The following is a 13,395-nucleotide window of genomic DNA, read 5'->3' on the forward strand; positions in this document are numbered from 1 at the left end:
GTCAGTCGGCCATCAGCGCTTCAATCTCGGGAATGGTCTTGGGGACCGCCTCGGTGAGTACCCGACAGCCCTCCTTCGTCACCACCACGTCATCCTCGATGCGAATGCCGATACCACGCCATTTCGCATCCACGCTGGTGTTGTCCGGCGCCACATATAGCCCAGGCTCCACGGTCAGTGCCATGCCCGGCTCCAGTTCGCGCCACGCATCGCCCACCTTGTAGTCCCCGACATCATGCACATCCAGGCCAAGCCAATGGCCGGTACGGTGCATGAAGAACGGCTTGAATGCCTGTTCCTCGATGGCCTGCTCTACCGTCGTATCCTTGAGCAGGCCAAGATCGATCAAGCCCTGGGTAAGTACTTTCAGTGCGGCCTGGTGGGGATGGTCCCAGTGATTCCCGGGACGAACTTCCTCAATGGCCGCGTACTGGGCCGCCAGCACCACTTCATACAGGGCCCGCTGCTCATCGCTGAACCTTCCGCTGACCGGGAAGGTACGGGTAATATCGGAGGCATAGCATTCCAGTTCACAGCCTGCATCGATAAGCACCAGGTCGCCATCGTTCAACGGGGCGCTGTTTTCAATGTAGTGGAGGATACAGGCGTTCTGGCCGCCCCCCACAATCGACGGATAGGCCGTGGAGCGGGCACCGTTTTCCATAAACGTGTGGATCAGTTCGGCTTCCAGGGCATATTCAAAGACCCCTTTGCCGGCCCTCTTCATCGCCCGCTTGTGGGCCTCACAACTGATCTCGCCGGCCCTTGCCATCACCTTGATTTCCGCCGCGCTCTTGTACAGGCGCAGGTCGTGGAGCAAGTGTTCCAAGGCTACGAACTCGCCGGGCGGATGGGCCCCCGAACGCACCTTGCTGCGGATCAGTTTGACCCAGTCCATCACCTTGGCATCAAAATTATGATCTTTGCCCAGTGGGTAATACACCCGGCTGCGACCTTCGATCATGCCGGGCAGGATGTCGTCAATATCGGCAATGGGAAAGGCATCGTCCAGGCCGAAGGTCTCGATGGCACCCTCGGGGCCTGCCAGGAAGCCATCCCAAAGCTCCTTTTCCGGGTTTCGTTCCTTACAGAAAAGTACGGACTCTCCATGCTCCCGGCCGGGAATCAGAACCAGGACCGCTTCCGGCTCACCAAACCCCGTCAGGTAATGGAAGTCACTGTCCTGGCGAAACGGATGCAGGACATCCCGGTTGCGCACCCGTTCAGGGGCGGCTGGCAGTATGGCAATGCTATCCGGCGCCATTCTTTCCATCAGCCGGTGCCGGCGATCGTTGAATTCCTTGACGGGTATCAGTGAAGCCATGAAGTCTCCCACGGGTATCAGCGTTGTTCAGTGCAAAGTCGGGGTATTGGGTGACGGCTTTTCCGGCGGATTGAACTCAGTAAACACCGCTAGCGCCCCCAGCCGTACATATTCGACGATTTCCATCAATTGTTGTTCGCTTTCATCGTCCGGCTCGTCATCATCGGCCACCTGACTGATCGCCACCAGATCTTCAATGAGTTCGCGAATCTCATCCGGCGCCTCACCCAGTGCCTGACCAGCGGACAGCGCCATGCCCTCCAGGAAACCACGCACCCAGGAGGTGAGCGCTTCCAGTCGCTGTTCGATGGCGTAATCATCGTCCGGCAGCAAGGGCTGAAAACTCATATCGGTAGCCTTCAACAGCTCAAGCGTCTGGCTATAGGCCGAGGCCATAAATTCCCGCAGTTCGTCCGATTCGTCGGTCGCAGCCTGGGGCAGGCCCATGTGCTCACACACCATGGCCAGCCATTCTTCTTCATTGATACGAGCGCCGGCAGCGAGCCGGCCACAAAGCACGCCATGGAGCTCTGATGGATGACTGAAAGCCTTGTGAGCGGTGAACATATTCGCCCAGCGCTCAAAGGCGACGGCGCGGGCGTTGGAGGTGTCGGTTTCGGACATGAAACGGGACGGTCCTGTATGAATGAGTGAAGGCCCTATCCTAGCATTCAGGCGCATTTAAGACACTTGCCCTCTTGATTCCGGACCGGGAAAGAGTAAATTATGTTATAACATATCAATTTCAAGGAGAGCCGCTAGCCATGTCCGCCAAACGCATACCCCCCAACCGCCCCCGCTCGCTGCATAAACTTGAATGTATGATCGCCGCCTGCAGCCTGGCGCCGGTAGCGCTGGCCGCCGACAATCCCGGCGCCCACGAGCACGGCCATGCCCGATTGCAGATGGCGGTGGAAGAAAACCGTATTGACCTGATGCTCAATTCCCCGGCCTACAACCTCGCCGGGTTCGAGCATGGCGCCCGCACGGAGGCAGAAAAAGACCGGTTGGCGGACATCAACCGCTGGCTGGAAACCACGCCGCTGGTCAACACCGCAGCGGCCGACTGCCGCGTGACAGCCTCAGCCGTGGAACTCGGCGGGGGAGAAGAAAACCATAGCGGGGATACTCATCACGATCACGGCCACGACGAGCACGATCATCACGAGGACGAACATCACGACGAAGAACATCATGGGGAAACCACTCATCGGGAATACGATGTATCCCAGCAACTGGAATGCAACCACCTCGACGCCGACCTGGCGTTCACATCGGCACTGATGGAGAGGTTCGAGGGCATGAAGGAACTCACCGTCGAATGGGTCAGCCCCTCCGGCCAGGGCAGCGCCCGGCTGACACCCTCAAACCGGGCATTTACTGTCAACAACTGACTGATGAAGGCCCTGCCGAGGCATTACTCCTCGTAGGGCGAGACGTTCTCCGCCACGATGGAGTAGGAGGACGAGGCAATGTCGTTCTCGGTCTTCTCGATCTTCAGGGTGCCCTCGATCCACACCGGGTCGTAGAGCGCTTCCAGCTTGAAGCCCTTCTTGTACTTCACATGGATGATCTGGTTGGGAGGGGGCGGCGGCACGTGTATACAAGCGCCATAGTATGGCACCAGGAAAAACTCCAGAATGCGCATATCCTGTGTGGTTTTCAGCGGCACAACAAAACCCGGAATCCGGCCCGACCGGCCATCCATTTCAGGCACCACACGGCCTGTCATGATCTCGTCCGGTAATGTGGCAGGGCCGTCACCCTCGTGGGAGACTTCTGGCATATTCTCGAGTAGGTTGAGATCCTCCTCTGGCATCAGTTCCAGCCAGTCGATCTCTTGCGAGGCGTCTTTTGCACGAACGGCGGTTGAAAGACTGAAGGCCGCGACGAGCGCCACCATACACAGGGTGGCGAACAGGGAGCGTTGCCGCGAGCGGGATTCCAGAGGTTCTGACATAAAACTGACGTCTCCTGTAACGATTCAGGGATCATACACCGGATGACCAATGCCTGACATGACCGGCAAGACAGACTTGCACAAAGATAGTTCCGTAACCTCAGAGAGTTCCGTAACCCCACGGCAAACCCTCCGCATCAGCGAACTCGCTTTTCGCTGGGACCGGACCCAGCCGGGCATCCGCTATCCTGACGTAACACTGAACAGCGGTGAACACCTTTTCCTCCGAGGCCCCAGCGGGAGTGGCAAGAGCACACTCCTGAGCCTGCTGGGCGGCCTGATCGTGCCGGACACCGGTCGCCTGGAATTACTGGGCACAGACCTGGCAGGCTTGACCAGCGGCCAACGCGACCGATTCAGAGCCGACCACATGGGCGTTATCTTCCAGCAGTTCAACCTGGTGCCCTACCTGAGCACGCTGGACAACGTCACACTGCCCTGCAAGCTTTCACGGAAACGCCGAGCGCGGGCCTTGTCTTCGCCGGAGGCAGAAGCGAAATCCCTGCTGACTGCCCTGGGCATCCCCCAGAGCCATTGGCACCGGCGTGTTACCACCCTCAGCGTCGGGCAACAACAGCGAGTAGCCGCCGCCAGGGCACTGACCGGCGCCCCGGAACTGATCCTCGCCGACGAGCCCACCTCGGCCCTGGACAGCGACAACCGGGACCGCTTTATCGAGTTGTTGCTGGGGCTGGCGGCTGAAAAACACTCATCCGTTGTCTTTGTCAGTCACGACAAGAGCCTGGCCCAACGCTTTAACCACCAACTGGCCCTGGAGGTGACCCCATGAACCTGCGGCTGGCACTGTCTCTGGCCATGGCAAGCCTCTGGTATCGGCGCAGGGTACTGGCGCTGGTGACCCTGACCCTGACGCTCAGCATCACCCTGCTTCTGGGCGTTCAGTACCTTCGCACCGAAGTGAAGCAGTCCTTTACCAGCACCATCTCCGGCACCGACCTGATCGTGGGCGCTCGCAGCGGTCAGCTGAACCTGCTGCTGTACACGGTCTTTCACATCGGTGACGCCACCAATAACATCCGCTGGAGTACCTACGAGAAACTGCAGGAGGATGAGCGCATCGGCTGGCTGGTGCCCATATCCCTGGGCGACAGTTATCGCGGGCACCGGGTTGTCGGCACCAGCGAGCAGTTCCCGGAACATTTCCGCTACGGTCGGGATCAGAAACCCGCATTGGCCGAGGGAGAATGGTTCGCCGATGTCTTCGACGTGGTGTTGGGGGCCGAAGTAGCCCGCAAGCACGCTCACCAAACTGGCGACAGGGTTGTCCTGTCCCATGGCGGCGGCAAGACCAGCTTCTCCAACCACAAGGACACTCCGTTTACGGTCACTGGCATCCTCGCTCCCACTGGCACACCGGTGGACCAGGCAGTTTACGTCAGCCTGGAGGGCCTCGAAGCCATCCATATTGGCTGGGAATCCGGTGTTGCCATCCCCGGGCGAACCGTCACGCCCGAACAGGCCAGGCAGAGGGACCTCACACCGGACGCGATTACCGCCGCATTCGTGGGCATCGACCACAAGGTGCTGACTTTTCAGGTTCAGCGCCAGATCAACGAATCGCAGCTCGAACCGTTGTCGGCGATTCTCCCGGGGGTGGCGCTCAGCGAACTCTGGCGAATCATGGGTCAGTTCGAAAAAGCCTTGCTGGGCATCACCGGCTTTGTCGTGGTCACTAGCCTGGTCGGGCTCGTGGCCGTGTTGCTGACTCTGCAAGCGCAGCGGCGGCAGGAAGTGGCGATTCTCAGGGCTACCGGGGCTTCGCCCGCCCTCATCGCGGCATTGCACGTGATCGAATGCATTCTGCTGGCCATTGCGGCCTGCGGGCTCGCGATCCTGGCCGGAGCGGCCGGCATCGCGGCTCTTAGCCCCTGGCTACTGGATACATGGGGCGTTCAGGTAGGCTTGCGGCCGCTGAATGCAACGGAATGGTCGATCATCGCCAGCGTCCCTCTGGCAGCGTTGCTCGTGGGACTGATTCCAGCACTCCAGGCCTGGCGAGGCAGCCGAAAACAGGGGCTGGGACACGTGGCCCCAGAGTGACGGACATCACGCAACGCGGGCCATGACATCCCTGTAAATTGACCAGCTTGCAGTCCACACTTATAGTTAGTTCACTTCTTTGATACAGGCGTTGGACGACTCATGGAACAGTCCGAACTACAGGCATTGGCGGACAAACTCGACAGATTGATCGAACACTGTCGCAAACTGGAACGTGACAACGCGATGCTGCGCGAGCTGCAGGACGACTGGAACCGTGAGCGAGCGCAGCTCATGCACAAGAATGATCTTGCCAAAAACAAGATTGAAGCCATGATAGGCCGCCTCCGGGCCCTGGAGCACCACTGATGCCACAGCAGCCGACAACCGTCGAAGTCAAGATTCTCGACAAGGAATACCTGGTCGCCTGCCCCCAGGAAGAGCAGGAAGCCCTTCTCCGCTCCGCCAGGCACCTGGACACCAAAATGCGGGAAATACGTGCCAGCGGCAAGGTATTCGGTACCGAACGTATCGCCGTGATGGCAGCACTCAACATCACCAATGAGATGCTTGAGCGGGACACCATGTCGGACACCGCCAGTTCAATTCTCAACGCCATGGACGAAAAGCTCGATACCGCATTGGGTGAAGGCACCGGTAACTAGTCCTTACACAGGAATCCGATTCAGGTGTTGCAATCAGCCCCGGCAATGCCCGTATAATGAAATTAACTTCCTGGGCTGTTCGCTGGTCGGATTCGTCCTCGAGCCGATGCGCACTACCCAGGTGGCTACTTCAGGGCATTGTGAGCACGTCCCCATACGGGGAAAGCCTAATATGTCACAGCGGCCACCGACCTTGAACTTTGGGTTCAAGGGCCACATCCGATAACGGCAGCCCGGGAAGCTTTACTTTCAACCAGGATCCTCAGAAACTCGACAATTCATCCTGCAGGTCGCGTTTCAGCTCTTCCGGCTCGGTTATCCACAGGGTTTCATCCATACCGGGCAACACCCCAACGTCCAGACCGTCTTTCGTCAGACCCGGCACCCATTTCCTGAAAAAATCCGGCAACGGAATACGCTTAGGCGTGAGATCGTCGGAACCCTTACCATATTCCACCGCGAATGCCTCACTGGGCCATACCGGCAGGTACTCCACATCGCCATCTTCAGACACGATCTTGAGGAAGCGATTCTCCGCATTCACCAGAATCCAGATTTCACGCTCCTCCCCGACCTGGCTCAGGAAATAGTCGTATCGTTCTTCGCCGTCTGATTCGAGGACACTCGTTAATGCATCATGGTTCATGGGTCGACCTGCTGTTGAACGAAAAGTTTGAAGGGCCAATGATAGCCTATCGGCTCGCCACATCGACACAACCAGAGACCGGTGACAGGCGACATTTTTCTGTACAACGGGGGCAGCCCGATGGTAGAAAAAGCTCTATGTTGACCAACGTTGTCTCACCCCAGCCCTTTGAAGAGCACCCTGACTCGCAATCCCGAAGCAATCTTCGCAAGGCCCTTCGGAAGAAGCGCCGCTCGCTGTCTGTGGAAGAACAACAGATTGCCGCTGACCAGCTTGCGCTGAACCTGTTGAAACATCCTGACCTTTTCAGGGCCCGCCACGTTGCCGTATACCTGCCCAACGACGGTGAAATTGATCCCCAGGTGTACGTTCATGTTGCCCGCAGGCGAGGCATTCACTTCTATTTGCCGGTGCTGCATCCGGTGCACCGCGGCAGGCTGGTTTTCAGCCCTTTTACCGATGGCACCGAGCTGACAGCCAACCGCTTTGGCATTCCGGAACCACCCTTCCACAAGGGGCTGGAGCGGCCACCATGGGCGCTGGACGCAGTGCTGTTTCCGCTGGTGGGATTTGATGGTTTCGGTGGCCGCCTGGGCATGGGTGGCGGCTTCTATGATCGCACCTTTGCGTTCACGCGAATCCGGCCACGACTGGCCCCCAAGCTGATCGGGCTGGCCCATGACTGTCAAAAAGTATCGGAGTTACCGCTGGAACCCTGGGATATCCCTCTGCACAGTGTGGTGACTGACAGAGAGCGTTACCGAATGAGATCGAAGAGCTTTCGGTAAGGTTTAGTCTCGAACGGCGGACACTGTAAAGGCTTCGCTATCGGAGGCCGTAGGCTCATCGTCAGAGGCCTGAAGTGATGTGAAGCCAGTAATAACAAGGCCAACGGCGAAAATCAGCACGACCGTCCGGATAATGTCAGGCTTGCGGCCCATGAGGGGATTCTCCGGTATTTTAAATAGTAAAATCGATCTAAATCAGTTGACTATTCTTGTTTTCAAGAATTAGACGAAAGACTAACACCTATCCTGCGTTTTACAATTTTTCACAGATTAAATTTTTGTAAGCCGCTCCAAAGTTTGCCGAACCGGGGAGGAAGCCCCCTCCCGAAACTGTGCGGAGCCATGGATGGCGGAGCTCAAGCGCCACATGGATGTGCTTGAGCGTGTTTCGGGAGGGGGCTTCCTCCCCGGTTCTCGCAGAAAATTAAGAAGACTTGTTGTTCCCGGCTCCCAAAAACAGCTGATAAGCCTCATTGTCAGTCATGTTTTCGTAGCGGAAGCCAACCTTGTCGAGCATCTTCTCGAAGTCTTTCACTTCGTCGTCTTCCACCTGGGCGCCCAGCAGAACACGACTGTAGGCCGCACCGTGGTTGCGGTAATGGAACATGGAGATGTTCCAGCGCGTGCCCAAGGACATCAGGAACTTCAGCAAGGCGCCCGGGCGCTCCGGGAACTCGAACTGGAAAACCTTCTCGTTGGTGATGGTTGGCGCATGACCACCCACCATATGGCGAATGTGCTGCTTCGCCAGATCGCTCTCAGTCAGGTCTATGACGGAATATCCGGTTTCCCGCAGATCCTGGATAAGATCTTCACGGCCATGGCCGCCCGCCGCAATCTGGATGCCCACGAAGATGGTCGCATTGGTGGCATCGGCGTAGCGGTAATTGAACTCGGTGATGCTGCGCTTGTGCAGGGCGTTGATGAACGTCTTGAAGGCCCCCGGTTTCTCCGGGATGGTCACCGCCAGGATGGCCTCGCGCTTTTCACCGATTTCCGTGCGCTCCGAGATATAGCGCAGGCGATCGAAGTTCATGTTGGCCCCACTGAGGGTGGCCACCAGGTTTTCATTCTCGATCTGTTCGCGCTCGATGTACTTCTTGATACCAGCCACGCCGAGCGCACCGGCCGGTTCGGCGATGGAGCGGGTGTCTTCGAAGACATCCTTGATGGCGGCGCAGATTTCGTCGGTGGAGACGGTGATCACCTCGTCTACGTGATCCTTGCAGATCTCCCAGGGGTATTTGCCGATCTGCTTGACGGCCACGCCATCTGCAAAGATGCCCACTTCGTCCAATACCACCCGCTTGCCAGCCTTCATGGCCGCCTGCAGGCAGTTGGAGTCCTCGGGTTCAACGCCGATCACCTTGATTTCCGGGCGCAGGTATTTGATGTAGGCCGCCATGCCAGCAATCAGTCCGCCGCCGCCAACACAAATAAAGATGGCATGAATGGGTTTGCTGAACTGCCACATGATTTCCATGGCCACAGTGCCCTGCCCGGCGATGACGTCCGGGTCGTCATAGGGCGGGATGTAGGTGTAGCCGTGCTTCGCGATCAGCTCCTGAGCATGAGCTGCGGCCTCGTCAAAAGCGTCGCCCTTGAGAACCACTTTGGCGCCGTGATCACGCACAGACCGCACTTTGATCTCTGGCGTGGTCTGAGGCATGACGATGACCGCCTTGATACCCAGGTTCTTGGAAGCCAGGGCCACGCCCTGGGCATGGTTGCCAGCAGAGGCACAAATCACGCCCTTGGCTTTCTGCTCTTCAGAGAGCTGCGCAATCCGGTTGTAGGCGCCACGAATCTTGAAAGAAAACACCGGCTGAAGGTCTTCGCGCTTGAGCAGAATGTTGTTGCCAAAGCGCTTTGAGAGGCTACGGGCCTCGGTCAGCGGAGTCTCGATGGCCACGTCGTAAACACGGGCATCGAGGATTTTCTTTATGTAGCGTTGCGGCATGGGTCCGTCCGGAGTTGGATTGTCGTTGGGAAAACGGACAGTGTAGAAACTTTGCCGGGGTTCCGTCTATAAGCTCGCCCCACAGAAGGGCTATAATGGCGGCTTTAACCACACTTTCCTGCAAAACCGGAGTCGATCGATGAATCAGGACGAACTGAAGAAAGCCGTCGCCAAGGCCGCACTGGACCATATCAGGCCGCACCTGGATCAGGAGAGCGTTATCGGCGTGGGTACCGGCAGTACGGCCAACTGTTTCATCGATCTGCTGGCGGATATCCGCACCGATTTCGATGGCGCCGTCGCCAGTTCCGACGCCACGGCTGAGCGCCTGAAGAGCCATGGTATTCCGGTTTACGACCTCAACAGTGCCGGCCCCCTGGAGTTTTATATCGACGGTGCCGATGAGACCAATGAACGCCTGGAACTGATCAAGGGGGGCGGCGGCGCCCTGACCCGTGAGAAGATCGTGGCGGCGGTGGCCAAGACGTTTATCTGCATTGCCGATGGGTCCAAGAAGGTGGATATTCTGGGCGCGTTTCCGCTTCCGGTGGAGGTGGTACCCATGGCTCGCAGCCACGTTGGCCGCGAAATCGTCAAGCTCGGCGGCGACCCGGTTTATCGCGAGGGTTTCACCACCGACAACGGCAATATCATCCTGGACATCCACAATCTGGATATTTCCCGCCCGCTTCAGGTGGAAGAGCAGTTGAACAATATTGTAGGCATTGTGACCAATGGCCTGTTTGCTCGACGGCCTGCGGACTTGTTGTTGCTTGGTACTGAAGATGGGGTGAAGACGGTCTCCCGCAAGGACGGCTAACGTCGGAGGAAACCACGAAGAGGTAAACTCATCAGGGGCACGCTGTTAATACGTCCGTGTACGCTCGACAAAAACATCCATGTTTTTGACGTCCCCTGATGAGCCCACCTCTTCGTGGCCCTGACTCTTTTCGGGCCTTCCAGGAACCAAGCGCTTGCTTGGTTCCTTTTTTTGCGTGAGACTGCTCTCATGATTTCCGATTGAGGGAGGCTTTCCGTGTCTGATTATTTCAACGATACCCACGAACAGGTTCGCCAGAGTGCCCGCAAGTTCATTGCCACTCATGTGTTGCCCTACATAGACGACTGGGAGGAAGCTGGCGAGTTCCCCAGGGAGCTTTATAAGACCGCTGGGGAGGCCGGGCTGCTTGGGGTCGGTTTTCCGGAAAGTCTTGGCGGCATTGGTGAAGGCGATATTTTCATGAAAGTCGCCATGTCCGAAGAGCTGATGCGATCCACTTCCGGCGGCCTGGTGGCAGGGCTGGGATCGCTGGATATCGGCCTGCCTCCGGTGGCGAAGTGGGCGCAGCAGGACGTAAAAGAAGCGATTGTGCCCCCGGTGCTGCGAGGCGAAAAGATTGCCGCGCTGGCAGTTACCGAGCCCGGCGGCGGGTCCGACGTTGCCAACATCAAAACCCGGGCCGTCAGGGACGGCGATGACTACATCGTCAACGGCAGCAAAACCTTTATCACCAGCGGCATGCGTGCCGATCATTACACCGTTGCGGTACGCACCGGTGGCGAGGGCCATGGTGGCATCAGTCTGTTGTTGATTGACCGCGATATGCCCGGCTTTTCCACCGGCAAGAAGCTCAAGAAAATGGGCTGGTGGGCCAGCGATACGGCGGAGCTGTTTTTCGAGGACTGTCGGGTGCCTGCCAACCGCCTGATCGGTGCCGAGAATGCGGGCTTTATCGCGATCATGAGCAATTTTCTGTTTGAACGCCTCAGCTTATCCATCATGGCCTACATGACAGCCGAAATCGCCCTTGAAGCCTCGATAGCCTGGGCCGGCCAACGGGAGGCTTTTGGTCGGCCGGTGAACAAATTCCAGGTCACTCGTCACAAGCTGGTCGACATGGCCACCCAAGTGGACGTGGCGCGGGAGTATACCTATCGCTGTGCCGCGCTGATGCAGGCGGGCAAGAGCCCGATTAAGCAGGTTGCCATGGCGAAGAACTTTGCGGTGGAGGTGTGCGAGAAAGTCACCCGCGAGGCCGTTCAGATTCACGGCGGCATGGGGTACATGCGTGAATCCGTCGTAGAGCGGCTTTACCGGGATGGCAAGATCCTGTCGATTGGTGGCGGTACCGATGAGATCATGAAGGAACTGATCGCCAAGCAGATGCGGTTGTAGCGGTAAGGCGATACCAACGTTTAGTTTCGATCCACACCATTGTCCCGTATAATTGCGCCCACTTTTTAAACGCAGTTAAACGCACTTCAGAAAGGATCGACCATGAACTTCGACCATATCCCTGCTGGCAAGAACCCGCCGGAAGACATCTACGTGGCCATCGAAATCCCGTCCAACAGCTCCCCGGTGAAGTATGAGCTGGATAAGGACATGGGCGCCCTGCTGGTAGACCGCTTCATGGCTACGCCAATGTTCTACCCGGCCAACTACGGCTTCATTCCCCACACCCTGGCTGACGACGGTGACCCGATTGACGTGCTGGTGGTGACCCCGTATCCGGTTCAGGCCGGTTCCGTGATTCGCTGCCGCCCGGTTGGCGTGCTGAACATGGAAGACGAAGCCGGTGGCGACGCCAAACTGGTTGCCGTACCCCACGACAAGCTCACCAAGAGCTACACCGACGTGAAAGATGTGGAAGATCTTCCGCAACTGCTCCGCGACCAGATCCAGCACTTCTTCGAGAACTACAAGACGCTGGAGCCGGGCAAGTGGGTTAAGGTTCAGGGCTGGGCCAACGCCGCCGAAGCCAAGAAGGCCATCGAAGCGTCCGTGAAGGCCTACAAAGGCTGATCGGCGACGCTTTCAGTCGATGACAAAAAAACCGGGCTGCGTGGCCCGGTTTTTTTTATGCGGCGATGCTGTACCGGCATCAGCCTCGGGTCAGCAGGTCACGCATGTCGCTGATCGCAGCACTGGCGCGGGACAGGTACGCCGCCATGGTCAATGAGTGATTGGCCAGCACACCGAAGCCGCTGCCGTTCAGAATCACGGGGCTCCACATTTCACCCTGCGCACCTTCCAGTTCGATAATGATCTGTTTGGCGCTGGCCAGGGCGTTCTTGTCGTTAAGCACCTTGCGGAAGTCCACTTCAATGGCGCGGAAGATATGCAACAGAGCCCAGGCACTGCCGCGCGCCTCATAGAACACGTCGTCTATCTTCGTCCAGGAGGTCTTGACCTCCTCGCCCATGACATCTTCCGAAAGCGGGTCGCCGGGATTGACGTTAGACACGGCGTCGGACACTGACGCTTTGCCAACACTCTCACCAAGCGTTCGGGATAGACTGCCCAGGCGGGTTTCCAGGTCCGCCAGCCAGTTGGCCAGGTTGTCAGCCCTGGCGAAAAACTGGGCGTTGGGTTGATCGGGGCGTGATAAGCGGTCCAGGTAGCTATACAGGGCCTGGATGCCACGACGATACTCCGCCTCGGTGGAGGGAATGGCCCAGCTACCGCTGTCGAAGTGGAACTGGGGCTCAGCAATTGTCAGGTCAGGGTCCTCAGCGGACTGACTCTGGGAACGACTGATGTCCTTGCGCATGGCACGGGACAGGTCGCGAAGCTGAACGAGCACCCCGTATTCCCAGTTAGGCATGTTGTCGAGCCAAAGCCCCGGGGGGAATATGTCGTTCGAAACGTAACCGCCAGGCTTATCGAGAAGAGTCTCCGCCACCCGGATCATGGTTGCCGTTGTTGCGAAACCGGCCACCGGTTCACGCTGCATCTCATTGGCCACGGCGCGTGTGTGTTCGCGTACCGAGAAAACGTCTGGCTCGCTGCTCCAGATCATGCCTAGCACCAGGGCAACAAGCAGGTACACAACCACAACGGCCAGTATAAATTTGCCGACAACCCCTCCGCCGGTGTAGTCCTGAACGTCGTCTTTGCGATCACTGAAATACTGTCTGATTTTTCCTGGCATCGGTTTTCAGTTCCCCTGTTTGTCGTTTTATCCCGGACGCTATCCGTTCGCGCACTGCGAATACCATGAAGCAACGGCAACGTTTATGCAATTTGCGGCGTTTTCCGGCACTGTAA

Annotated in this window: 16 protein-coding genes and 1 other RNA gene; 10 read left to right on the top strand and 7 right to left on the bottom strand. The window is 57.9% G+C overall.

The window, feature by feature from the left end:
• Position 1 precedes the first annotated feature (1 nt).
• Together pepP and B3M52_RS13785 are read right to left on the bottom strand one after the other, a co-directional pair.
• A complete protein-coding gene (gene pepP / locus B3M52_RS13780) occupies positions 2–1,324 on the bottom strand; it encodes a Xaa-Pro aminopeptidase (protein ID WP_036210505.1) in 1,323 nt (440 codons plus the stop codon).
• Positions 1,325–1,351: 27 nt separating this feature from the next.
• Positions 1,352–1,948: a UPF0149 family protein gene (locus B3M52_RS13785; RefSeq protein ID WP_036210508.1), complete on the bottom strand. Its 597-nt coding sequence runs from the start codon at positions 1,946–1,948 to the stop codon at positions 1,352–1,354.
• Positions 1,949–2,088: 140 nt separating this feature from the next.
• On the opposite strand from B3M52_RS13785, the gene B3M52_RS13790 reads away from it, so the two are divergent.
• On the top strand, positions 2,089–2,718 hold the full coding sequence (locus tag B3M52_RS13790; RefSeq protein WP_286749717.1) for a ZrgA family zinc uptake protein: 630 nt from the start codon (positions 2,089–2,091) through the stop codon (positions 2,716–2,718).
• Positions 2,719–2,741: 23 nt separating this feature from the next.
• Here the strand turns inward: B3M52_RS13790 and B3M52_RS13795 are convergent, their stop codons facing one another.
• Positions 2,742–3,284, bottom strand: a complete 543-nt coding sequence (locus B3M52_RS13795) for a DUF3299 domain-containing protein (protein WP_414673599.1) — start codon at positions 3,282–3,284, stop codon at positions 2,742–2,744.
• A 49-nt stretch (positions 3,285–3,333) separates the two neighbouring features.
• Between B3M52_RS13795 and B3M52_RS13800 the strand changes: the two genes are divergently transcribed.
• The 5 genes from B3M52_RS13800 to ssrS all read left to right on the top strand — a co-directional run bounded on the left by B3M52_RS13800 (position 3,334) and on the right by ssrS (position 6,194).
• A complete protein-coding gene (locus B3M52_RS13800; protein ID WP_286749718.1) occupies positions 3,334–4,074 on the top strand; it encodes an ATP-binding cassette domain-containing protein in 741 nt (246 codons plus the stop codon).
• A complete protein-coding gene (locus tag B3M52_RS13805; RefSeq protein WP_286749719.1) occupies positions 4,071–5,345 on the top strand; it encodes an ABC transporter permease in 1,275 nt (424 codons plus the stop codon). The genes B3M52_RS13800 and B3M52_RS13805 overlap by 4 nt, the downstream gene beginning before the upstream one ends.
• Before the next feature lie 102 nt (positions 5,346–5,447).
• Positions 5,448–5,654, top strand: coding sequence for a TIGR02449 family protein (locus B3M52_RS13810; protein WP_007153200.1), 207 nt, complete (start codon positions 5,448–5,450; stop codon positions 5,652–5,654).
• Positions 5,654–5,950, top strand: coding sequence for a cell division protein ZapA (locus B3M52_RS13815; RefSeq protein WP_007153201.1), 297 nt, complete (start codon positions 5,654–5,656; stop codon positions 5,948–5,950). Before B3M52_RS13810 ends, B3M52_RS13815 begins: the two co-directional genes overlap by 1 nt.
• A 64-nt stretch (positions 5,951–6,014) precedes the next feature.
• A non-coding RNA gene (gene ssrS / locus B3M52_RS13820) (6S RNA) lies at positions 6,015–6,194 on the top strand.
• Positions 6,195–6,212: 18 nt separating this feature from the next.
• Here ssrS and B3M52_RS13825 read toward each other — a convergent pair.
• A complete protein-coding gene (locus B3M52_RS13825; RefSeq protein WP_136634057.1) occupies positions 6,213–6,596 on the bottom strand; it encodes a DUF2750 domain-containing protein in 384 nt (127 codons plus the stop codon).
• A gap of 137 nt (positions 6,597–6,733) precedes the next feature.
• On the opposite strand from B3M52_RS13825, the gene B3M52_RS13830 reads away from it, so the two are divergent.
• A complete protein-coding gene (locus tag B3M52_RS13830; protein WP_041332551.1) occupies positions 6,734–7,384 on the top strand; it encodes a 5-formyltetrahydrofolate cyclo-ligase in 651 nt (216 codons plus the stop codon).
• Positions 7,385–7,387: 3 nt separating this feature from the next.
• On the opposite strand, the gene B3M52_RS13835 is transcribed toward B3M52_RS13830, so the two are convergent.
• On the bottom strand, positions 7,388–7,537 hold the full coding sequence (locus tag B3M52_RS13835) for a hypothetical protein (RefSeq protein ID WP_164732102.1): 150 nt from the start codon (positions 7,535–7,537) through the stop codon (positions 7,388–7,390).
• Positions 7,538–7,808: 271 nt separating this feature from the next.
• Positions 7,809–9,344: a threonine ammonia-lyase, biosynthetic gene (gene ilvA, locus B3M52_RS13840; protein ID WP_036210522.1), complete on the bottom strand. Its 1,536-nt coding sequence runs from the start codon at positions 9,342–9,344 to the stop codon at positions 7,809–7,811.
• Between the two features lie 139 nt (positions 9,345–9,483).
• On the opposite strand from ilvA, the gene rpiA reads away from it, so the two are divergent.
• From rpiA to ppa, 3 genes are all read left to right on the top strand, one after another.
• The gene (gene rpiA, locus B3M52_RS13845; protein WP_286749722.1) at positions 9,484–10,164 is read left to right on the top strand and encodes a ribose-5-phosphate isomerase RpiA; all 681 of its coding nucleotides are present in this window, start codon (positions 9,484–9,486) and stop codon (positions 10,162–10,164) included.
• Between the two features lie 216 nt (positions 10,165–10,380).
• Positions 10,381–11,520, top strand: a complete 1,140-nt coding sequence (locus B3M52_RS13850) for an acyl-CoA dehydrogenase family protein (protein ID WP_286749723.1) — start codon at positions 10,381–10,383, stop codon at positions 11,518–11,520.
• 102 nt (positions 11,521–11,622) lie between these two features.
• Positions 11,623–12,150, top strand: a complete 528-nt coding sequence (gene ppa / locus B3M52_RS13855; protein WP_036210530.1) for an inorganic diphosphatase — start codon at positions 11,623–11,625, stop codon at positions 12,148–12,150.
• A gap of 79 nt (positions 12,151–12,229) precedes the next feature.
• On the opposite strand, the gene B3M52_RS13860 is transcribed toward ppa, so the two are convergent.
• A complete protein-coding gene (locus tag B3M52_RS13860) occupies positions 12,230–13,279 on the bottom strand; it encodes a DUF2333 family protein (RefSeq protein ID WP_036210533.1) in 1,050 nt (349 codons plus the stop codon).
• Positions 13,280–13,395 lie beyond the last annotated feature (116 nt).

Origin of the sequence: Marinobacter sp. UBA2688 (assembly GCF_002352785.1) — a bacterium.
Taxonomy (GTDB): Bacteria; Pseudomonadota; Gammaproteobacteria; order Pseudomonadales; family Oleiphilaceae; genus Marinobacter; species Marinobacter salarius.